Source organism: Halobaculum halobium (assembly GCF_030127145.1).
GTDB lineage: Archaea > Halobacteriota > Halobacteria > Halobacteriales > Haloferacaceae > Halobaculum > Halobaculum halobium.
The window spans coordinates 52,930-73,209 of sequence record NZ_CP126159.1 but is presented as its reverse complement, the minus strand read 5'-3'; the positions used below and the strand labels follow the sequence as shown (position 1 = coordinate 73,209).

Genomic DNA, 20,280 nt, shown 5'->3' with positions numbered 1-20,280 from the left:
GCGCGACCGAGAAGTGAGCCGTTCGACTCGTCGAGATCGGGTATCTGAATGAGGCGAACTGACGGCGCCCCGAACTCCGTGAGAAGCGTTCGGACGACACCGAGGCCAGTCTCGGTTTCTCTCTATTGACACTCTATCTGACCGGTATTCCGACGATTGTTGAATTGAAGCGAACAAACAGATGGTGACTGTGTTCGTCGTTCGGTTGGTACAGACAGAGCAGCGCCTGGTGTCATTTTGTCTGGTGTGATATTCCCATGATAAGGCAATAGCCTTCTTGTAGTTTGAGCGCTTATTTGATCCTATGGAAATGAACGTCGGTTCCACTGACAAACTCGCTCGAATCGCTGTCGGCGCGCTCGCGGGTGCAGTGTCACTTGCGGGACTCGCCGGTGCGGTTGAGGTACAAGGAGTCGTGTCACTCGTGCTCGGGGTCGTCGCGGCGCTCATGCTCGGGACCGCGTTCACGAGCAAGTGCGCGCTGTACTCTGCCCTCGGTATCAGCACCCGCTGACAACAACGCCTCGGCGTTGCACGTGGCCCCAACGGTCACGCCGCCAGTAGCATCTACCGCGTCAAAACTCACCGTACACTTTCTCGAAGAGCGCTGTCTGTGGTTGGCGGTCCGTATGGAAGCCCGTTCGCGTTGTTCGTCAGGCGACCGGCTGAAAACGGGGAGTGACGTTAGAACGTGAAGACTTGGTCCGCCTCTTCGGCCGCCTCGAGAAAGGTGACCGCTCCGGCGAACTTCGTAGTCACGTCGTCGTCAATCGCGTCGCGGTCCCACTGGAGCATGTCCAGCGTGGTCGTACATGCGACCGAAGTCACTGCGTCTCCGCCGTCGGCGATCAGCTGCCCCAACATGTCGTAGGGGTTAGGCATCCCCTCCTCGATGAGTGGCTGGACCGAGGAGAGGTCTTTTTCGCCCTCTGTCAGGTGGGTGAGACCGTCGAAAGTGAAGTACAGGAACACGTCGGTGTCCATCGTGAGCGCGACGTGCCCGAGGTTGGTGGCCATCGCGAGGCTCTTCGGGTCGTCGCTGGAGACGATAATTCCGATCTCGTCCATGCTTACTCCTCTTTCCGCACGTAGTGCGTGAATACGTCGTCGCCCTCCTCCTGTTCGAGGAGGGTGACGCCGTCAGTGCCGGTCGCCCAGCCGTCGATGTCGCTTATGCTCCCTGGATCGGTCGAGATGACCTCGAGAACGTCGCCAGCGGCGAGGTCGTCGATCGCGCCCTTGGTCTTCACGATGGGCATCGGACAGCTCAGGCCTTTTACGTCGAGGGTCTCGGTGATGTCGATTTCAGTGCTCATGGGTTGTCTCGATTGTACGCATTACCCAATACCGTTTGGTCGGGCTTTAATGTTGTGAATTTAGTCCAATACTATCGCACCGGCGTCGTTGCTACCCCGCGGTCGTTATAAAAATCGCGGAGACATGCAGTGAGCGCTCCGGGAGCGTCGCGGCCCCCGCGTCGGGTGGTCGTCCGGCGACTGTCGGAGGGCGGTCGTCTCCGGCGTTACGCGTACTGTTGGATCAGCGATAGGAGCTGGTCCTTCTGGCGAACTCCCACCATCTGCTCGACCTGTTCGCCGTCGGCGAACAGGTACATCGTCGGCACGCCCTGGACGCGGTACTGTTGGGCGAGGCGCTGCTGGGCGTCGACATCGACCTTGGCAACCGTCGCATCGGTTTCCGCCGCGATCTCAGCGACGGTCGGTTCGAGCATCTTACAGGGGCCACACCAGTCGGCGTAGAAGTCCGTGAGGACGACACCTCCCTCGTCGACGAGGTCTTGGAGGTGTTGGGCGCTCTCGACGTGCACCGGCTCGTCACGGTCTGATACGCTCTCTTCGCTATCCGACGTGTTGCGGTTGTTCTTGAGTTCTTCCGCTTTCTGCTCTCGGATCTGATCTCGTTCGCTCATCGACCAACGATACGAGGCCGACCGATATAATAGTTTTGCAAGCCGTGTACAATATACTGGATCCAGGAGTCTCGAGCTTTATTCACCGAGAGCTGACTCCGCTTGCTTCAGAACAGATTACGGGTGCGCCGCCGATAGTGTGACTTAGCACGTTCGAGGACGAACAATGAGATATGCCGACAGACGTCCTCGTCAGCTGCGACGACTGCTCCTACGAGGAGACGTTCGAGTCTCTCCGGAGAGCACGAACGGCGCTGGATGACCACGAGCGGGAGGCGGGTCACGACCCCGACTGGTACATCGGCGGGCTTTCCGGGGGCGTCGAACGCGCGGGCGACGATGCCGGCGTCTGTGGTCGCGACGGCTGCGTGAACCCGAACTCACCGCTGCTGGACCGTGAGGCCGCGGGCGCAACGGGCCCCGACTCGGCGGGCGACGCAGCCAACGACGGCACGTCGGAGTGAATCCGACACCTCCAGAGTAGCTTAACCACCTGCCGGCCGGACGTGAACCGATCGGTCCGTAGCGAGGATTGAAAAAGACGACCAGGTTCTCCGCAGCGGCGAATGAGGTGGAAGCGGCGGGACCCGCTTGACAGGTGGACCCTGAGTCACGCGGTCAGTTGGGTAATTCCCTGGCGGATCAAAGACTGAACGGCGTTAGTCAGCGCCCGTGGGCGCCGCGTCGCTCGCGTCATTGCGACTGCGCCACACTCCCTGGGCGAACGCGCCGAGGAACATCCCGGCGAGCGCCCACAAAATTGGTACGTTCCCGACGCCGAGGCTGGCGTACGCGGCCCCAGGGCAGATCCCCGAGAGGCCCCAGCCGACGCCGAAGATGGCGCCGCCGACGAGGACTTGATTATCGAACGGCTTCAGCCGCCGCTCGAAGCTTCGGTTCGTCAAAGCCGGTCGTTTGAGCAGTTTCGGCGCGAGGAAATAGACCACTCCGGTGACGAGAGCCCCACCGAACATGACGAAGGGAAGCCCGAGGTCCTCGAATTGGAGGAAGTCAAGCACTACCTCCGGGCGTGCCATATGGCTGTAGCCCAGGCCGAACCCGAACACCAGACCGCCGACGGCGATCAGCGGCAGGAACAACGGGTGGCGGTCGGAGCCAGCCATTATGGGCTCACCCCCATAGCAGCGACCAGCTGTGCGGTGCCAATCGCGACCAGAAGGAACGTCGCCACGCCGATGAGCGACGTTCGTGAGGCCGACCCGACTCCGCAAACTCCGTGGCCAGACGTACAGCCTTTTCCGACTCGTGTGCCGACGCCGACGAGTATCCCGCCGACGAACAGACGCCACACCTGCACGTCGGTGCTGTACTGGAAGTTATCACCGAATGTCAGCGAGTAGATGGCGGCTCCGGCGATGATACTCACAGTGAACACCAACCGCCAATCGCGCGATGAGACGTACTGCTGGAACCGGGAACGCCCCGACACGTACGACAGCGTCGACTCGAGGAACGTGCTCGCGCCAGCGCTGATCCCCGTGCCGAGGTAGATGATGCTGGCGCCGAGTCCCACGAACAGACCGCCGATGGCGTATCGACTGATTCCGTTCGGGAAGTACTCGGCGAACAATTGCAAGGGAACTGGATCGAGTACCATTTGATGTGGTCGTTAGTCGTCAGCCAGGGATTCCTGGCTGGCAGCACAGTTGTTCGGGCCGAGTTCGAGGGTGAACGCCTCCTCGTCGTCGGCGGTCTGCTGTCCGAGGTTCGTCGCGATGATATCCTCGTAGTTGGCGGGCCGCGGCGGCATGTCCGCAAGCACGGTCTCCACGAACTCGCCTTCGTCCATCGAGAGCGCAGCCATGCGCTCTTTCAGGTCGCCGATAGGCGCGGTGTAGGTCCCGTCGTCTGCGGGCACGGCGGCGTCGCTGAAGTGGGCGCCGCCGATGAGCGTCTCCTCAGGCAGCGTCAGCACGCGCTCCTGCAGTGACTCGTAGAGCATCCGGGCCGCTTCAGGCGCTCCATCGTCGCCCTCCTCAAGGTCGGGCCGGGCGACGCTCTCGATGAACAGGCCGTCACCCGTCGCGAGCAGACTCCCGCCAAGGAGGTAAGAGGTCATGCCGCTGGTGTGGCCAGGCGTGTACACCGTCTCGATAGTCGCGTCGCCGACGTCGAACTCGTCGCCGTCGGCCGCCGTGGTCAGCTCGTCGGCGTACGTGACGCCGCGTGGAACGGCGTTCTCGGGGATGACGCCCTCGACGCCCTCCTCGTTGAGATCGCGGAGACCGCTGATGTGGTCGGCGTGGATGTGCGTGTCGAGCGCGTACGCCAGTTCGACGCCGAGTTCGTCGGCGTCCTCGAGGTACCGGTCGGTGAACGCGCGCAGCGGGTCGACGATAGCGGCCTCGTCGCCATCGCTCAGTAGATAGCCGAGACATCCGGACGAGGGGCGCTGGTACTGATACAGCGTTCCCGCTCCGTCGTAGTTCGTGACCTCGACGCGCTCGTAGATGCGCGCCCAGCCGTTCATCCCGTCTTCCAGGTGGTTCACGTCGTACCCGCGCTCGGCGAGCGTGCCCGCAACGAATTCGCTGGCGCCGCCCTTCGCACATAGGACGGTGACCTCGCGGTCGTCCGGGACACGGTCTAGGACATCCTCACCGATATCGTCCTCGAGGAACTCGAAGTAGGGAATATTGATGGATTCGACGGTTTCGCCGTCGATCTTCCACTCCTCGTAGTCGGATGCCATTCGTGCGTCAAGCAACGTGACTTCCTCTCCAGCGTCGATGCGGCTCTTGAGCGACTCAGGAGAGACCGTGTCGACGTCCGCCTCGGGCGTCGGGAAATCATCGGGATTCATTGTGTGCACCGCTTCGTATTCGGGGCTCGAACATAAGGGTTCTCATAGAAGTTCTCACAACCCACAATACTAATCTGCAGAGTATCGTCGAACTCGGCTGCCGTCCGGAAGACCAATTTTTCCGGAAGTTCGCTCTATATCGGAGGTATCTGTTACTTTTGTCGCTGGGTTTCAAGAACCGATATGGTTTTATGTCACCCACTGATATTGCGTGATAGCTCCAATACGCCACCGGAGTGATCAACCAATGAGCGACACATTCGACATCACCGAGACGCTTGACGTGAAAGGCGCATCGTGCCCGATGCCCGTCGTAAAGACGAAATCCGCAATCGACGGCCTCAGCGAGGGAGAGACGCTTGAGGTCGTCGCCACCGACCCCGGAAGCATGAGCGACCTCGACGGGTGGGCGGCCGGCACCGAGGGCGTCGAGCTGCTCGAGCAGGTCGAGGACGGCGACGAGTTCAAGCACTACATCCAGAAGACCGCGTAAGATGAGCACCGACACCTCCACAAACTCCGCCGACGGCGACGCAGAGACGATGACTGAGGCGGAGCTTCGCGAACGCGTCGAAGAGCTCGAAGACTCGGTTGCGCAGCTCGAAGCCAACACCGACGACGGCCAGAAGAAGATGACAATCGTCGCCACGAAGGGAACCTTCGACATGGCGTACCCGCCGCTCATCTTGGCGTCTACCGCGGCCGCATTTGGCTGGGAGGTCGTCGTGTTCCACACCTTCTGGGGACTCGATATCCTGCACGAAGAGAAGTCTAAAAACCTCCAGCTGTCGGCCGTTGGCAACCCGAGCATGCCGATGCCGAACGCGCTGGCGGCGCTGCCCGGAATGGACAAGATGGCGACGAAGATGATGGAAAAGCGTATCGACGAGAACGGTACCGCCACCATCGAGGAACTGATCGACGTCTCGCTCGACCAGGGCGTCGAACTCCAGGCATGCCAGATGACCATCGAGCTGATGGACTACGACGACGACGACTTCTACGACGACGTTGTCACCGGCGTCGGCGCGGCCACCGCGCTCCAGCACATGGCCGAGTCCGACGTGCAACTGCTCGTCTAATCACCGTTCGGACCACTGCCTCTCCTTGTCCCGCCGTTCCGTCATTCGCGCGATCAGCGAACGCCGTGCAGACTGTACTCAACAGCGCGCTCGACGTGGAGCGCGGTTGTGTCGAACAGCGGGACTTCGGGCCGATCGGACTGTGTAACCAGAAGTTCGATCTCAGTGCAGCCGAGGACGACGCCGTCTGCACCGGCGTCTACTAGATCGTCGATGATTCGGAGGTACGCCTCCCGGGATGCATCGCGAATCACGCCGCTGGTCAGTTCCTCGAAGATCACGTCGTCGACGAGGGTTCGAGCTTCGTCGTCGGGAGTGATCACGTCGATCCCGTAGTCAGCGAACCGGTCGGCGTAGAAATCGCCATTCATCACTGCGGCGGTTCCGAGCACGCCGACGGTGTCGATTCCGTCGGCGCCGATCGCCTCGGCGGTCGCGTCGACGATGTGGACGAACGGTACCGACAGCGCGTCCTCGATCGCGGGGGCGACGCGGTGCATCGTGTTCGTCGCCATGACGACGAAGTCGGCGCCGGCGGCCTCCACGTCGCGCGCGGCGTCGGCGAGGAACGCGCCGGCCTCGTCCCACCGTTCCTCGGCGATGTAGCGTTCGATCTGTCCGAAATCGACGCTCCGAATCGCTAGGTCGGCCGCGTGATGACCACCCAGCGCCTCGTTGATGCCGTCGTCGAGTAAGCGGTAGTACTCGACCGTCGACTGGCTGCTCATGCCGCCGAGGACTCCCACCGTCAGTGGCGTTTCGCTCATCCACGTTCGACACGACGGCGACCCACATAGACTCCCCGGACGACGCTCCCTATTTGTGATTAGGTTTGTATTGCGCATAACAAACAATATTAGTGATGGCTGCGTAGGGTGGGGTATGCGGATCGTATTCGCGACCGACCTGTCTGACGCGAACAAGGCGGCGATCGAGTCCCGAACCTGTCTCGAATGTCTTGACAATATCGGGGTCAGGGAGGTACACCTACTCACGGTCGTCCCCGACAACGTCTCCAGCGGACTGCCCGGGATGGAGATGGCGACCGACGCTCGCGAGGCGCTCAAGACCCAGCGGGCGGTGTTCGAGGAGGCCGGATTCGAGGTGGAGACGCACGTCGCGCGCGGCACACCACATCGCCGAATCAACGGTCTCGCCGAACGTCTCGACGCCGACATGATCGTCGTCGGCTCACGTGGGGAATCTCCGCTGCGCAACCGGCTCATCGGTGGAACGGTCCGAAACGTGGCTCGGACAGCGGTTAGACCGCTGCTCGTCGAGCGGATCGAAAAAACGGACACCGGTCCCGCGGTGAAGAAGGAACACTTGTTCCAGAACGCGCTGTACGCGACGGACTTCTCAGAGAACGCCGAGCGCGCCTACGAGTTCTTCCCGGCGCTGACGGGCGCGACAGAGCGGGCGACGCTGCTGCACGTCCGCGGATCCGAACAACGGGGGGATGATGGCTCCGATCAGGAAGCTCGTGAGCGCCTGGAGGAAATGGCTGACGAACTCCGCGATCGAATGGATATCGACGTGGAGACGAACGTTCGTTCCGGAGCCGCCGTCGAGGAGATCGTCGCCGAGGAGGAGCGCGTTGACGCCACGACGACGCTCATCGGCGCCCGCGGGACGAGTCGCCTCCGGCGGCTGCTTCTCGGGAGCACCGCTGAATCGATCGTCGCGCAGGGGAACAACAACGTCTTACTCGTTCCCCCGGAGTCGGCGACGCCGCGTTGACATCCTCCCCGCCCTGAAGCGCGGTTTTCACTTTGGAACATTCATCAGTCGCCACTCATGTGGCGGCTCTGAATCGTTCGCTGGTCTCTTGTGCACTTCTGAATTGATTGGAATCGCTTGGTACGGAAGATGGACGAACTCAACAGCGACTATCTGGCCGGATCCGATGATAAGCGAACTAGAAGAAAAAATCATCAGAACCTCAGCTTGAAGAATTTGAAGAGACCGTGCACGAACCACCCGACGAGGTTGGTATTGACGCGACGGCGTGGACGCCGGCGCTCGCGCAAAAATTTCTCGAAGAGACCCACGGCGTCAAGTATTCAGTCTCGTCCTGTCGGCGGTTGCTGAAAGAGGCTAAGTTGAGTCATGAAAACCCCGCCAAAGCCGACGAAGACGAGCAAGAACGGTTCCACGACGAGCTCAAAAAACGCAACGGGAGATGGACGCCACCGTAGTCTGTATCGATCAAACCAAGATATCTGTACAAGTCGGGCCGCGTGTCGCGTGGTTTCTGCGCGGCACGCGGCCCTCTGTCGAACTCTCTGGGCAACGTGATTGGACGTGTTTACTGGGCGCGATCACCGAGGACGGTGATCGCTTCGTTTCCCGATTTACCGAATACATCACCGCAGACCACGCCAAACATTTTATTTTATCACTGTGGACGAATTTAAAGCAGACTTGACCGTTGCCCTCGATGGAGCGCCGTATTTTCAGGCATCGTCCGTCACGGACCTGGCGGCCCGTGACGACCTCGCCTTCGTGACGTTACCGTCGGTATTCACCGGAGCTAAATCCCGTCGAGGAATGCTGGAGACAGCTTCAATCGGTTCTCAGCAACCGCTTTTTTGTCTCGCTTGACGAGCTAACGACAGCCATTGATACAGCGCTCGACCAACTCTCTATCCCAAACGTGAGTAATTATTATTAGCCACTACTATAGTTGCGATTCACGGAGGAGATGTCGAGTGGGGAACGGATGATTGTGTAATGCGTAGATACGGGCTATTGCAATCAGCGAGATATGATGTCTCACTGTGGGCTATCCACGGGTTCAGGGAGAAGGCGTTCTCGCGCTGGCACCTCAAGAAGCCCTGTCGCTTGATCCAGAGCTATCCAGGACTCATGCAGATCGCAGATCGTCGATACGATTCCGTCGTCTCATTTCATATGCAAGGAAAGGACACCACTTGAGGAGAGTACTATATCGGAGTTGGCGGCCAAATTGAAGATGCTATTCGTGAGGAGATTGGAGACAGCCTACGAGATTCAACGGGGAACTCTGTTGGAACTGACCTCAATGCGATGAAGTGGAGTGGAACTGCGCAGGACAACACAGCGAATTATTTTGCGACAGACGGAGGACTTCAGTTGGAGTTGACACCTGGGACCTGCTCTCGGAAACGGAAAACCAGTAGCTCGTTGTGTTCGGGATTCGATCACAAGATACGTCGAATTGAATTCTGGTGAGAGCAATATAAATCATACTGCCATAATTTTTATATTATAATTCTAGAAATTCTATCTTCTGATCACGGATGCAACCGACAATTCCCCACAGTTAACCGTTTATCGGAAGGCCGATTATTCAACGTTAATCGACGTTACAGAGATTCGAGGAGGAAGCCCACGACTTTCGTCGTAGTTGGATGTCAGGAAAATCCGACACCACTATGATTAGACACAAACAGTACCCTCGAATCGAGTTGGCAAAGAGCCGTCAAAGACCTCCGTCCCCGGCATTGACCCCAGCAACGAAGTGGCCCTATTTGTACCATTCGTCATCCAGCACTCCTACATTGATTTTCTAACTGCTCGTCCAGGCAGGGAACCAGTCGCCTCGCCGTCACGAACAGCGAACGTTCCGTTCACGACGACGTGCTCGATGCCCTGGGGATACCGGCGGGGGTTCTTGAAGGTGGCCTGACTGCCAACCGTCACTGGGTCGAAGACGACCAGATCGGCGTCCATCCCCGCTCTGATGACTCCCTTGTGGTCGAGGCCCATCGCACGGGCAGGGAGTGAGGTCATCTTTCTGACCGCCTCCTCGACGGTCAAGAGGTTCTCATCGCGAACGTAGCGACCTAAGATTCGAGGGTAGGTTCCGTACACTCGTGGGTGCGGCGTTCCCCCGAACAATCCGTCGGTACCGACACACACGCGCTCATACGAGAGGATGTCTCTGACGTCGCCTTCGTCGAGCATGTGAAGAGAGATGCTCGCGCTCAGTTCCTCCTCAACGAGCACGTCACAGACCGCCTCGACCGGTTCGACATCGCGCTGTGTCGCGATCTCCGCGACACTCATCCCTTCGAGGTGGTCGTTCTCGTCAGACTCGACGTTCGCGATGACGACGTTCTCCCACCCGGCAAGGGCGCCAATGTTCTCCCATCCGGGGATCCGCCACTCCTCGATGTCGCGAGTGATTCGCTCGCGGGCGGCCTCGTCCTGAAGCTGTTCAATTGCACCGTCGGGTCCAGTGGCGTGGACCCAGGGAGGGAGGACCGCCGAGAGCATCGTACTTCCTGCGGTGTAGGGATACTGTTCGGCCGTGATATCGACGCCGCGTTCTCTCGCAGCCTCGATGAGGGCGATCGCCCGGTCGACTTTCCCCTGTTGCATGGGTCCGGCGACCTTGAAATGCGAGAGGTGGAGCGGTATCCCCTCCTCGTCACCGATATCGACGAACTCGTCGAGCGCGTCCCAGATCCATCGGCCCTCACTCCGGACGTGGGCAACGAACGGGCGCCCAAACGGAGCGAGCCTCGATACCAGCGTCTGCACTTCCCCCGTGTCGGCATACGTACAGGGTGTGTAGATGAGGCCGGTCGAGAACCCCAAGGCTCCGTCTTCGAGCGCTTCCGTCACTAACTCGGCCATCTCGGTAAGCTCGTCGACACTCGGAGCGGTGTCCGACATTCCGAGCACGTTGAAACGAACTGTGCCATGGCCGACCAAGATCCCGACGTTGGGGCCGAGCCCGTTTGCTTCCACCGCGTCGAGATACTCGCCGATGCTTCCCCAGGTCCACTCCGTGTCCACACGCCCAGCGAGCGCACCGAGCTGCTTCGACCACTCCTCGGCGCCACCGTCGCGGTACATCGGGGCCATGGAGAAGCCGTCCTGTCCGAGTACCTCCGTGGTGATCCCCTGCCGGATCTTCGGCGCGAGCGTCGGGTCGTCGAACAGTTCCATATCGGAGTGAGAGTGGGTATCAATGAACCCCGGACAGACGACCGCGCCGTCGACGTCGACCGTCTCGGCTGCCGTCACTGAAGGTGACGACTCCCGGTGGATCGTTTCGATCTCGTCGCCCTCGACGCTGATCGCCCCGCGAAACCACGGCGCCCCCGTCCCGTCGACGATCCGGGCGTTCTCTATGAGTACATCGCTCATAAATAGTTGTGCTCCTGATCCCGGGAAAAACACGCCCCCGAGAATAGAAGGGTGGAGTCGCGGATACACGCTTCTTCGACCGGGTCGCCACGTTGCAGGATACGAGACGCAGAGACTTCCTTGCTCCCTCGATCCTCTAGTCGCCCCAAAGCGCTAGTTGACCGGACGAACAGCCAGTGTCGAGTCTCCCCAACGTGCTCTAAAGGCGTGTCCACGTCTCGTCGAATATGGTGCGATCGTTCACCGAAACGGTCGTGTGCGCTTGTGTCACTGCTCGAGAGACCGTGTTTTCGGCGGCGACGCGAATCGTCTCGGTCGGATAGACGATTTCGATCTCTGTTCGTCGGTTCAGCGTCGCCGAGGCGGGGTCGTCGGCGACGACCGCGGTCTCGATCGCTTGGGAATACGTCATCCGCTCGGCGTGTGGAAGGTCGACCACCTGACGTGACGAGCTTGCGACCGTCGCTTTGTCGCGATGCTGCTCGCGGGTGATGCTCCACGATCGGTCGCTGTCGACGATCGCCGGCGACACGGTCGGGACGACAGCTATGTCCGGCTTAGCCATCTCGACTGCGTCGCCGAAGGTCGGCTCTCCATCGTGTTCACGACCGGGCAGCCGGACGACCGCAGGGTTGGTCGACGATGACCGAACGGTGAGCGACTGCTCGCCGGGTGTGGGACACATCGCCGGGAACCACGCGCCGGCGATCGCGACACGCAGCCGATGTCCGGACTCGAAGACGTGCGATGTTGGTTTCAACTCGATAGCGATCGTTGCTTCCTCGCCTGGAACGAGGTCTGTGGGGGTCTCGACGCCCGTGTGGCGACTCGCTTGGAGTTCGGCGTGGCTGACGAGTCGCGCCTCGCCGTCGGGATGGACGTCGATAAGCCGGACCGAGACGACGGGATCAGGCGTCGTCGCAACGAGTCGGAGCCGTATGGTTCCCGTCCCAGTTACCTCGATCGGCCGGTCAAGCGGATCGCTCTCGAAGGTCAGCGATCGGACGTCATCGGGGGTCGTGTCCGTGGGCCGTCCCTGGTCGAAGGAGTCGACGCCGACGGTGTGGTCAACGTCGTACTCGACGTCGAGTGGCTCACCCTCGAAGCCCTCTCCGCTGACGAGTCCAGCGGGAGTGAGCGTCCACGTCAGTACGTCACTGTCAGCGGCCCGGGGCCACTTCTCGCAACCACGCCAGACGCCCCCGTCGACGATACCTCCGCCGTCGCGTTCGGTCCAGTACCGGATAGGCGGTCCGTCGAGGGCTTCGTTCTCTTCGCCCTTCAGGAAATGGTCAAGCCACGTAACCACCTGCCGGCGGAAGTCGATCGCGCTCTCGCGGCCCCGGTGGGGCATGATGTGGCGCCACGGACCGAGGACAAGTCGCGTCGGCGCGTCGATGGCCTCGACGTACTCGATGGTCGTCTGTGGGTAGCCATCGCGCCACCCGCTTACGGCGAGCGTCGGCACGCGGATCGCTTCGACGGCGATGTCTCGGCCCTCCCAGTACTCGTCGCGCGCTTCGTGGTCCATGAACTGGAAGAGCCACGGGTCGTACGTATGGAGCCCATCGAGCCGTTCGGACCAGACCTCTGCCCACCGCCCCTCGGAGTCGCGATACGTCGGTGGCATCGCTTGAAGCGCCTGCATCAGTGCTGTCCAGTGGCCGCCCATTGAGTGAAACGCGAACGCGCCCCCGGTGGTAATATCTCGGTACGCGGTTTGGGGCGCATGGATCGGCACGATTGCGTCGAGGTGCTCCGGATTCTCGGCTGCCGTCTTGAGGCAAGTCAACCCGCCGTATGACTTCCCGACCATCCCGACGTGTCCGTCACACCACTCACGGTCGGCGATCCACTCGACGATCGTCGCTGCGTCCGGCCCCTCAGCCGGTTCGAGTGGGAGGTTCTTCACACCCGTCGACGCGCCGGTACCGACGATGTCGGCGACTACGACGTGATAGCCGTAGTGAGCGATGTACTCAAGTAACGGGTCGTACGCGCCGTAGGTGATGAAGTCGTCCTTATGATAGGGGATGTACATCAGCACGGCAGGCCCCGGAGTCGGACCATCCGGTGGCTCATACCGGTTCGCCGCGACCGTCTCGTCGCCGACTGGGATTCGAAGATCCGTATGTCGTGTCAACGTAGACCGTTTATCCATACAGAGCCGTTTCGGGGACCTCACAAAAGGGGAGGACCGCACTATCGCGGGTCAAAGCGGAGCGTCCCCGTCTATCTCGCCTCAGAGAGGTGATTCCCGTCGAATCCTTCGACCGAGAGTAACCGGCCCCTCGCGGAACGCTATTTCGCGTGAAGTCGCCAGCGCTCGTAGAGTAATTCGAGACCGTCGTCAGTTTCGCGGAATTCGGCTGGGACGCGGTCACCGAGTCCGTCGACAGTGTAGTATCGGAGATCCTCGGGATGCGTAGTCTCGGGGACGAGCGGGACGGTTTGTTCACCGATGCGCGTCGAGAGCGTCAGCTGAAGGCTCCCACCAGTGTTCTCGACAGTCGCGTCCATGAGGCCCCGATAGGAACTGTAGTCGCCGGAGACGAGGTCGTTCTTCTCAGTGAGCGCGAAATGCGGGACCGCGGCCACAGGGTCTGCTCCCTGCGTGATGGCTAAGAGCGCGGGGCCCAGAACCATCGGGTGGGCGGCGGGCTGACTCTGGCATGCGACTGCGACGCCGACGCCCGCGTCCTCGAGAAAGCCGACGTACGCTGTCGACACCGTGATCGATCCCCCGTGGCCGACGAGCGTATCGTCGAGGAATTCGGACACCATCCACCCGTAACCATACTCCTGTGGAGTACCGGAGAGGCTCACCCGCCGCGTCGAAACCGGTTCGTGCATCTCCGCGACAAGACTCGAGTCGAGGATCGCTCGCCCGTCGACAGTGCCGCCATTCATATGAAACCGCAGGTAGGACGTGAGTTCGTCGACCGAACTCAGAAGCCCTCCAGGGGCATAGATAATCTCGTCAAACGGGAATTCTCCCTTTGTCGTGTTCCCGTCCTCCTTGTAGTAGGGAGTCATCCGGTCTCCATCGTCCTCGAACGTCTGGCGGTCGAACGTCGAGCGTTCCATCCCCAGGGGTGAGAGGATTGACTCCTCGATGTACGCCTCGTACGACTGACCGGTGATCGCTTCGATCACCTCGCCGAGCACAGTGTACCCCGAGTTGTAGTAGAAGAACTGGTCCCTGTCGGTCAGCCGCTCTGAGCTGGACTCCCGGAGATGCCGAGCGAAGTCGTCGGAGCTGCTCATCGGTACTTCGACGGGATCGAGCCCGACGAGACGAGAGATGAGTGCAACTGCGCTGCCATCGCTCGGCATCCCGGAACTGTGCGTCAGGAGGTCGCTGATGGTGATGTCTGTCCCCTCGTACCGGTCAACGTGGTCGGCAACGAGGTTGTTGACGGCGAGGCCACCCTGTTCGACGAGTTGCATGATCGCAACCGCGGTAAACGACTTCGTGGCTGAGCCGATCCCGAATAGCGTCTCTGGTGTTACCGCTGCGTTCGATTCCAGGTCTTTCGCGCCGAATCCAGCGGAGTAGACTGTCTCATCTCCGTCGACGATAGCGACGCCTGCGCCGGGGACGTCGTGTGTTTCCATCCAGTCGGTGACGAAGTTCTCTAGGTCGGTCCGCGTCTCCTCAGAGAGCGAGTCGTCAACAAGAGGTGCCATACACTGATAGCTCAGTACGAGGGCATAAGCGGGTACCCTCACATACACAGGAGGGCGAACCACAGCTAGAACTCGAACAGCGGAGGGAGTGACTCTTGACTCTATTTTTCACGACAAGAATCTCGTCCGTTATTGCGGGTATGGATCCGACATCGGTTGAACAATCCACGTTCGAATTTCGAAACCACAAGAATCAGGCGCTGGTTACGGCGGCGAGCTCCTCGATGAAACACTGGGGTGTCACCGGATACGAGCCTCTTACTCGGAGTGACCACCGACTCAATCGAGCAACGACCGGGCTCGCTTGACGTAGCTGTTCTCAGCCCAACTTCTCTCAATCGCAACATCTCTGACTTCGGCTCTGTTGAAATCCTCTTCTTCAGACAGAATCTTATCTGAAACAACCGGTCGATGAGAGATGCGCATTTAGCATTCTGGATTCGAGATGTGATACCCCGCATCAAATCCACTCAATTATTGGTAATTTGTTAAACATTTTTGAAAGAACAATTTGTGTTCTACAAGCTAACGTTTATCTTCGCTAGCAAAGACTATCCTATACTTAGTGCTACACAATCTGGGTATAGTCGGACAGCTATATATCGGCGTCTTCGCGCTCAGCGGTATCGTCTGCTTCGCTGCTATCGGTCGCGCACGGAAGTTTCAGGATCCTGATGTTCGCCGGGGACTGGTCGGGTTACTCGCCACTTCCGGCGGGTGGGCGCTTCTCAGAGCCGTCGGGTTCCTGCTCCCCGATCCGTTCCGTGTGCCGGCGTACATCGTCGGACTCGCCATCGGGTTCACCACCGTCTGGGCGTGGCTCTATTTTTGTTCCGCCTACTCCGGCCGGATCTACCACCGCAACACGTCGCTACGACGAGCGAGTGCGGCCATCTTTCTCACCGTGCTCGGAATCAAAGTCACGAATCCCATCCACGGGGCGTACTTCACTGCGAGGGAGGTGTCGACGCCGTTCGTACACCTCGCGGTAGAACACAATGTGCTCCACTGGACTGCGACAGGCCTGTCGTACGTGCTGTCGGCGGTAGGGCTATTCATGATCTTCCAACTCTTCTTTGAATCGGAGTACGACACCCGACCCCTCAGTGTGCTCTCGGTCTTGATCGGACTCCCGGTCGTACTTGACATCGTCGCCCAGTTCACGCCGCTGCTCATCAACATTATCTACGCGCCCATCGGGGTGGCAGTGTTCGCAATCGGTGTACTGTTCGTTTTCGAACGCCGTTTCCTCGCGGTACAGCGGGCGTCGTTCGGCGACGACCTCTCTATTTATCTTGACGAACGGGGATGTATCCGCGACTACTCTGCGACTGTCAGAGAGGTGCTACCGGAACTCGACGACTCGACGGGCGATCGCCTCTCCGAAGCCGTTCCGTCGGTCGTTGAGGCCCTTGAAAGCGATACTCAAATACTTGAACGCGAGCAGTCCGGCGAACAGCGGTACTATTTCGTCTCCACGAGTACCACCATGCTCGGTGACGCCGGAGCACAGGTCGTACTGCTATCGGACGTGACTCGGACGGAGCGCCAGCGCCGTCAACTCGCCGATCGCGAGGCCGAAATCAACGATCAGAACGAACTCTATCGGGGCGTTATCGACGTCAGTTTCGGCTTCGTCTTCCGGATCGATAAGCAGGGCCGGTTCACCTTCGCTTCGCCGTCCGTAGAAGAGTTCCTCGGCTACTCGCCAGCAGAACTCGAAGGCCAACCGGTTTCGGTCACTCTCCCGAACGAGGCGACGGTCGACCGGGCGTGGAAGGAGATCGAGCCGATCTTCAACGGCGAACGCAACATGGTGCGGGACTTTCCACTAGAGACGAAAGCCGGGGCGACCGTGTTCACGGACGTGCGTGGTGCCCCTATTTATAAAGGAAGCGTACCCGCCGACAAGCGAACGACCGAAGACATCGTCGGCGTTCAATTCATGGTGCGTGACGCGACGAAACGCCGGGAGCGCGAGGGCCTCATCAGCGTCATCAACCGCGTTCTACGTCACAACATGCGGAACAAGATGGGTATTATCACCGGGTACGCGGAGATGCTCGAAGCCCGACTCAGCGGAGAGGACGCCGAGAAGGCGACGAAGATCAAGAACACAGCCGACCAGTTACTCGACCTGACCGAGTCGGCCCAGCGTCTCGAGGAGTATCGGGAGCTGTCACCCGAGCTCGAACCTGTCGACATCGTCCCGATGCTCGAGGACACCGTTTCGGAGCTCCAGATGCAGTATCCCGAGGCATCGGTAGGCATCGACACCCCCGACACTGTCGTGGTGAATACTCACGAGCGACTCAAAACGGCGCTGTGGGAGGTTGTCGAAAACGCCGCGAAACACGGTGGTGACCCGCCCGTCGTCGAGATCGACGTGACGGTCACCGAAACGTGGGTAACGATTGCTGTCGTGGACAACGGACCGGGGCTCCCCGAAATCGAACGGGAAGTCCTGCAGTCGAACGTGGAGACGCCGCTAATTCACGGCGAGGGCCTCGGTTTGTGGCTGATCCACTGGATCGTCACCAGCCTCGACGGCGAACTCGAAACGACGGTGAGAGATGAGGGCACAACGGTCACGATCCGACTCCCGAAGGCGTCGTGAGATGTGACCCGCCGACTGTACGGATGTATGAAACAGCCGACAGGATAAATTGTTAATATATTTATATATTCTGCTAGAGTCCGTTGATATCCGCGTGTCACTGCTGAAAATAGTGCCAGAGTCGGTCACAACAGAAACGTTGCTGAAATCATTCGATCGGTGATAGCGAACGTTCACAACAGTCGCTAAGTACACTAAGTGCCTACATCGATATCTCTACACACGATAACGAGGTTCTCAATGCCGACAAACTCTGATCAAGACTTTGTGTCATTTACGCAAAACGATTGGATAGCATATGCTTGGGAACTACTTGAGTACCCATCTGATGGGTTGACGCTGGACGATGCTAGAGACGAGAGTACGGATGTCACTATCGCGGATCTTCGAGCAGGGCGGCCAATCCATTCTGAAGACCCCCGCTTCGACGATGTCCGGCCCATGCTGACTAACAGTAATACTCCCGACGATCCGAAGTCGATCCTGTTTGAGATTTATTCTCTCAAAGAATTCATCGAAGAGTCACCCCATCCTGAGAACACAAACGTCAGACTGCTCGCCCATCAACTACAGCGGCTATACTCGGAATTTGGGATCACTCCGACGAATGTTAACAGTGGAGGCCTCATCGAGAGAGTAGAGGACCAATGAGGCAACGAACAGGGTCTAAACCAAATCCTCAATACACTGGATCGTAGTCGTCACAGATTCCATCCAGAAACGCTTGATGCACCGTGTCGGTGTGTTTGCTGGCGGTTGTCGCGTGCGTTCTCGTCTCCCAGATGCGAGCAACGGTTTTCGTGTGCGTCACAACTTGTTCACACTCGATCGGATACGTGTTCACGATGTGATCCAGAATGGCGGCGAACCGGCGTTCGTGCTCAAGTCTGTCCTCTGTCTTTGTGACGAGTTGAATTGCCGCATCCTCTAAATCTTCAAGATCCGATTCAAATGCATCCGAATACTCCATGTCTTCACCTGTGTCGGATCACGCCTAAGAACCGGTGATTCCGTATCCAGCAGCCACTACTCTACATATCGTCCTTTTATCATAAGACCAACAATAGCACTACAAAGGAGCACCCCGAGTACCGCGTTAAATAGGGGGAGCTTGGACGCATACGTATAGAGGTGATTCTGTAAGCGATCGATCCCGAGGGCCGCGAAGCTATCTCCGTCCTGTGTCGGAGATGGTTCCGACTGTGGTGTCGTCGTTGGTATTGACTCCAACGTAATCGACCGCGTGGCTAGTGTATAGGAGCCGGTTGTATCCGTCACTTGCAGTTTGATTTGCAGAACCTCGGAAGCAACTGGTTCCTCCAACCCGCCCTCCGTGAGGGTCAGTTCATCTGCAGCGTCGGTCGGTTGCAAAACGGTGCCACCATCGGGCCCATACGGCTGGAACTGGACCCTCACACGCCCATCATTATTTTCATCTGCAACGACAGCGGTAACCGTTGACCACCGTGATTCGATCGATACTGTGACCGAGTCAAGGCGCGCTTGGTCGCCAGACGGAATCGTGATGGTAAATTCGTACGTCTCGCGTGCATCGCCGCTGGTGTTAGTCGTACCCTCGGCGAAGCTTGGTGTGGGCCCAAACACACTGGCGTTGGGTTGCGGTGGGTTCTGTGAAGTCAGCACGTAGGGATCAAGCCAAGTACCCAGATCTTCGCCGCCGAGGTCAACAACGATACCCCGGAACTCGGTGTAGTTCAGGCTGCCCTGTCCACTGCGCTGATTGACTCGATACATCACGTCGTGTATCGTCGCCTCACCATCTGTTGCCTCTCTGAGTTTCACATCCAGTGCGAACAGCAGTCGTGAGCCTTTCTCATAACTAGTGCGATGGTCATAGGTGTCGGCGTCACCAAGTGTGCTATCCTCGTGATGGTCTCCCCGTGGCCACTTCGTGTCCGGATCGGTTTTGCGAAGAATTGTGGCAGGCTTCCACCTGAGTTGGCCGCCGTCAGGCTCGAAAGATGATCCGTAGTAGGTAGCGCTGCCCTCGGTGAACCACGCCATATCTCTATCATAAAATGTGATCTCATTGATATGAGCGGTTTCATGAACATAAATCGAAAGCGGAGACCCCGCTTGAACAACTGCATCTGATCGCCCTGCCCCCCCAGCTCCAAACTGGCCCTCTAGAACGAAGACAGAAACGTCTCGCTGCGGATCACCTTGGATTGTCCGTTCAGTTGCCGCAAGTGCCTTGATAGCTGTCTCCGGCGAGACTGCCATTTCGACCCGTTCAGGCACGTACAGTGAGATCACCTTCCCATCCGCCCGTTCAGAGTATTTTGTATATGAACCAGTGACGAAATACTGGGCTGCGAGGTCACCCTCACCATGAACCTCGATGGTTGTGTCTAGGTGAAACCCGACGGGCTCTTCGTACACTGAGTCGACAAACCGCTCATCAGGGGGATCCTCACGCTGAACCTCTCCCGACGGAGACGGAACGGTGACACGGTGCATCCCAGCGTTTGAGTCGTTGGGAAGCGGATGTGCGATCGTAAGTGAGGGCGCAGCTGTCGTGGTATCCCACGTTAATTTTTGATTGTCTTCGAACCCAGTCGTCTCTACCACGGAGTACCTCTCAATATAGTCGATATCGGTGATTCTGAATTCGACCGTGTCACTGGGAAGATCGAATTCATATGTGAAGTGAACTGTATTGGTTTCATTGAGCCGTCTGATCTCAACTGTGGTTGGAATCACCCGTTCTTCCGGGATGGCGTCAGAGACCTGGGGGCGCGGTGATTCAAGCTGGGCGCCGCTTCCTTTCACGGCACCGTCGGAAGTGCTTGCTTCCGTCATGTCGGCAGAAGAGGGAGAGGTTGGTACGGAAGTACCAGCAACTGCAGGGGTCAACGCAAGTGTCCCGATGACGAGACAGGCCCCGATGAAAGCGAACGTTGAGCGATACTGTTGGGTCATACAGGGTAAGCGTCTGTGGAGTAGGTCTGGTTCATCGGAGAGTGGTGGCTATCTC

At 59.1% G+C, this 20,280-nt stretch carries 19 protein-coding genes and 1 pseudogene; 8 read left to right on the top strand and 12 right to left on the bottom strand.

From position 1 onward, the window contains the following. The first annotated feature begins 304 nt into the window (after positions 1-304). Entirely contained in the window at positions 305-514 is a 210-nt protein-coding gene (locus tag P0Y41_RS15350; protein ID WP_284063665.1) for a YgaP family membrane protein, read from the top strand. 170 nt (positions 515-684) lie between these two features. Here the strand turns inward: P0Y41_RS15350 and P0Y41_RS15345 are convergent, their stop codons facing one another. The 3 genes from P0Y41_RS15345 to trxA form a co-directional block, all read right to left on the bottom strand. Further along, positions 685-1,068 carry a DsrE family protein gene (locus P0Y41_RS15345; RefSeq protein ID WP_284063664.1) on the bottom strand — a complete coding sequence of 128 codons (384 nt, stop codon included), beginning with the start codon at positions 1,066-1,068 and terminating at the stop codon, positions 685-687. A 2-nt stretch (positions 1,069-1,070) separates the two neighbouring features. Beyond that, the gene (locus P0Y41_RS15340; RefSeq protein WP_284063663.1) at positions 1,071-1,316 is read right to left on the bottom strand and encodes a sulfurtransferase TusA family protein; all 246 of its coding nucleotides are present in this window, start codon (positions 1,314-1,316) and stop codon (positions 1,071-1,073) included. A 206-nt stretch (positions 1,317-1,522) separates the two neighbouring features. Continuing rightward, positions 1,523-1,930, bottom strand: coding sequence for a thioredoxin (trxA, locus tag P0Y41_RS15335; protein ID WP_284063662.1), 408 nt, complete (start codon positions 1,928-1,930; stop codon positions 1,523-1,525). A 173-nt stretch (positions 1,931-2,103) separates the two neighbouring features. Between trxA and P0Y41_RS15330 the strand changes: the two genes are divergently transcribed. After that, positions 2,104-2,394 (top strand): DUF7542 family protein, encoded by a 291-nt coding sequence (locus P0Y41_RS15330; RefSeq protein WP_284063661.1) that lies wholly within the window; start codon positions 2,104-2,106, stop codon positions 2,392-2,394. Positions 2,395-2,589: 195 nt separating this feature from the next. Here P0Y41_RS15330 and P0Y41_RS15325 read toward each other — a convergent pair whose 3' ends face one another. From P0Y41_RS15325 to P0Y41_RS15315, 3 genes are read right to left on the bottom strand one after another with little or no spacing between them, the layout of a single operon-like run. Continuing rightward, positions 2,590-3,054 carry a YeeE/YedE family protein gene (locus P0Y41_RS15325; RefSeq protein WP_284063660.1) on the bottom strand — a complete coding sequence of 155 codons (465 nt, stop codon included), beginning with the start codon at positions 3,052-3,054 and terminating at the stop codon, positions 2,590-2,592. After that, positions 3,054-3,548, bottom strand: a complete 495-nt coding sequence (locus P0Y41_RS15320; RefSeq protein WP_284063659.1) for a YeeE/YedE family protein — start codon at positions 3,546-3,548, stop codon at positions 3,054-3,056. Before P0Y41_RS15320 ends, P0Y41_RS15325 begins: the two co-directional genes overlap by 1 nt. A gap of 12 nt (positions 3,549-3,560) precedes the next feature. Continuing rightward, positions 3,561-4,754, bottom strand: a complete 1,194-nt coding sequence (locus tag P0Y41_RS15315) for an MBL fold metallo-hydrolase (RefSeq protein WP_284063658.1) — start codon at positions 4,752-4,754, stop codon at positions 3,561-3,563. A gap of 247 nt (positions 4,755-5,001) precedes the next feature. Between P0Y41_RS15315 and P0Y41_RS15310 the strand changes: the two genes are divergently transcribed. Together P0Y41_RS15310 and P0Y41_RS15305 are read left to right on the top strand one after the other, a co-directional pair. Next, positions 5,002-5,247, top strand: a complete 246-nt coding sequence (locus tag P0Y41_RS15310; protein WP_284063657.1) for a sulfurtransferase TusA family protein — start codon at positions 5,002-5,004, stop codon at positions 5,245-5,247. Between the two features lies 1 nt (position 5,248). Continuing rightward, on the top strand, positions 5,249-5,836 hold the full coding sequence (locus tag P0Y41_RS15305) for a DsrE/DsrF/DrsH-like family protein (RefSeq protein ID WP_284063656.1): 588 nt from the start codon (positions 5,249-5,251) through the stop codon (positions 5,834-5,836). A gap of 53 nt (positions 5,837-5,889) precedes the next feature. On the opposite strand, the gene P0Y41_RS15300 is transcribed toward P0Y41_RS15305, so the two are convergent. Then, positions 5,890-6,603 carry an aspartate/glutamate racemase family protein gene (locus P0Y41_RS15300; protein WP_284063655.1) on the bottom strand — a complete coding sequence of 238 codons (714 nt, stop codon included), beginning with the start codon at positions 6,601-6,603 and terminating at the stop codon, positions 5,890-5,892. Positions 6,604-6,718: 115 nt separating this feature from the next. Between P0Y41_RS15300 and P0Y41_RS15295 the strand changes: the two genes are divergently transcribed. The 3 genes and pseudogenes from P0Y41_RS15295 (at position 6,719) to P0Y41_RS15290 (ending at position 8,510) form a co-directional block, all read left to right on the top strand. Continuing rightward, positions 6,719-7,576 carry a universal stress protein gene (locus tag P0Y41_RS15295; protein ID WP_284063654.1) on the top strand — a complete coding sequence of 286 codons (858 nt, stop codon included), beginning with the start codon at positions 6,719-6,721 and terminating at the stop codon, positions 7,574-7,576. A 227-nt stretch (positions 7,577-7,803) separates the two neighbouring features. Continuing rightward, a complete protein-coding gene (locus P0Y41_RS18075; RefSeq protein ID WP_390214271.1) occupies positions 7,804-8,034 on the top strand; it encodes a helix-turn-helix domain-containing protein in 231 nt (76 codons plus the stop codon). Next, positions 8,019-8,510, top strand: a pseudogene (locus tag P0Y41_RS15290) (transposase). Before P0Y41_RS18075 ends, P0Y41_RS15290 begins: the two are co-directional and overlap by 16 nt. Positions 8,511-9,373: 863 nt before the next feature. On the opposite strand, the gene P0Y41_RS15285 reads toward P0Y41_RS15290, so the two are convergent. From P0Y41_RS15285 to P0Y41_RS15275, 3 genes are all read right to left on the bottom strand, one after another. Continuing rightward, the gene (locus tag P0Y41_RS15285; RefSeq protein ID WP_284063653.1) at positions 9,374-10,975 is read right to left on the bottom strand and encodes an N-acyl-D-amino-acid deacylase family protein; all 1,602 of its coding nucleotides are present in this window, start codon (positions 10,973-10,975) and stop codon (positions 9,374-9,376) included. Positions 10,976-11,174: 199 nt separating this feature from the next. Next, complete coding sequence (locus P0Y41_RS15280) at positions 11,175-13,136, bottom strand: CocE/NonD family hydrolase (protein ID WP_284063652.1); 1,962 nt, start codon at positions 13,134-13,136, stop codon at positions 11,175-11,177. 140 nt (positions 13,137-13,276) lie between these two features. Beyond that, complete coding sequence (locus tag P0Y41_RS15275; protein WP_284063651.1) at positions 13,277-14,665, bottom strand: serine hydrolase domain-containing protein; 1,389 nt, start codon at positions 14,663-14,665, stop codon at positions 13,277-13,279. 565 nt (positions 14,666-15,230) lie between these two features. Here P0Y41_RS15275 and P0Y41_RS15270 point away from each other — a divergent pair. Continuing rightward, positions 15,231-17,282: an ATP-binding protein gene (locus P0Y41_RS15270; protein WP_284063650.1), complete on the top strand. Its 2,052-nt coding sequence runs from the start codon at positions 15,231-15,233 to the stop codon at positions 17,280-17,282. Positions 17,283-17,961: 679 nt separating this feature from the next. On the opposite strand, the gene P0Y41_RS15265 is transcribed toward P0Y41_RS15270, so the two are convergent. Continuing rightward, on the bottom strand, positions 17,962-18,252 hold the full coding sequence (locus P0Y41_RS15265) for a hypothetical protein (RefSeq protein WP_284063634.1): 291 nt from the start codon (positions 18,250-18,252) through the stop codon (positions 17,962-17,964). A 56-nt stretch (positions 18,253-18,308) separates the two neighbouring features. Further along, positions 18,309-20,105: a hypothetical protein gene (locus P0Y41_RS15260; RefSeq protein ID WP_284063649.1), complete on the bottom strand. Its 1,797-nt coding sequence runs from the start codon at positions 20,103-20,105 to the stop codon at positions 18,309-18,311. Between the last annotated feature and the right edge of the window lie 175 nt (positions 20,106-20,280).

Bases quoted from the DNA above. Each gene is read 5' to 3' on its own strand.
- P0Y41_RS15330 (WP_284063661.1), top strand. From the start codon at position 2,104: ATGCCGACAGACGTCCTCGTCAGCTGCGACGACTGCTCCTACGAGGAG.
- P0Y41_RS15265 (WP_284063634.1), bottom strand. From the start codon at position 18,252: ATGGAGTATTCGGATGCATTTGAATCGGATCTTGAAGATTTAGAGGAT.
- P0Y41_RS15325 (WP_284063660.1), bottom strand. From the start codon at position 3,054: ATGGCTGGCTCCGACCGCCACCCGTTGTTCCTGCCGCTGATCGCCGTC.
- P0Y41_RS15260 (WP_284063649.1), bottom strand. From the start codon at position 20,105: ATGACGGAAGCAAGCACTTCCGACGGTGCCGTGAAAGGAAGCGGCGCC.
- P0Y41_RS15315 (WP_284063658.1), bottom strand. From the start codon at position 4,754: ATGAATCCCGATGATTTCCCGACGCCCGAGGCGGACGTCGACACGGTC.
- trxA (WP_284063662.1), bottom strand. From the start codon at position 1,930: ATGAGCGAACGAGATCAGATCCGAGAGCAGAAAGCGGAAGAACTCAAG.
- P0Y41_RS15310 (WP_284063657.1), top strand. From the start codon at position 5,002: ATGAGCGACACATTCGACATCACCGAGACGCTTGACGTGAAAGGCGCA.
- P0Y41_RS15305 (WP_284063656.1), top strand. From the start codon at position 5,249: ATGAGCACCGACACCTCCACAAACTCCGCCGACGGCGACGCAGAGACG.
- P0Y41_RS15345 (WP_284063664.1), bottom strand. From the start codon at position 1,068: ATGGACGAGATCGGAATTATCGTCTCCAGCGACGACCCGAAGAGCCTC.
- P0Y41_RS15295 (WP_284063654.1), top strand. From the start codon at position 6,719: ATGCGGATCGTATTCGCGACCGACCTGTCTGACGCGAACAAGGCGGCG.
- P0Y41_RS15320 (WP_284063659.1), bottom strand. From the start codon at position 3,548: ATGGTACTCGATCCAGTTCCCTTGCAATTGTTCGCCGAGTACTTCCCG.
- P0Y41_RS15340 (WP_284063663.1), bottom strand. From the start codon at position 1,316: ATGAGCACTGAAATCGACATCACCGAGACCCTCGACGTAAAAGGCCTG.
- P0Y41_RS15285 (WP_284063653.1), bottom strand. From the start codon at position 10,975: ATGAGCGATGTACTCATAGAGAACGCCCGGATCGTCGACGGGACGGGG.
- P0Y41_RS15350 (WP_284063665.1), top strand. From the start codon at position 305: ATGGAAATGAACGTCGGTTCCACTGACAAACTCGCTCGAATCGCTGTC.
- P0Y41_RS15280 (WP_284063652.1), bottom strand. From the start codon at position 13,136: ATGGATAAACGGTCTACGTTGACACGACATACGGATCTTCGAATCCCA.
- P0Y41_RS15275 (WP_284063651.1), bottom strand. From the start codon at position 14,665: ATGGCACCTCTTGTTGACGACTCGCTCTCTGAGGAGACGCGGACCGAC.
- P0Y41_RS15300 (WP_284063655.1), bottom strand. From the start codon at position 6,603: ATGAGCGAAACGCCACTGACGGTGGGAGTCCTCGGCGGCATGAGCAGC.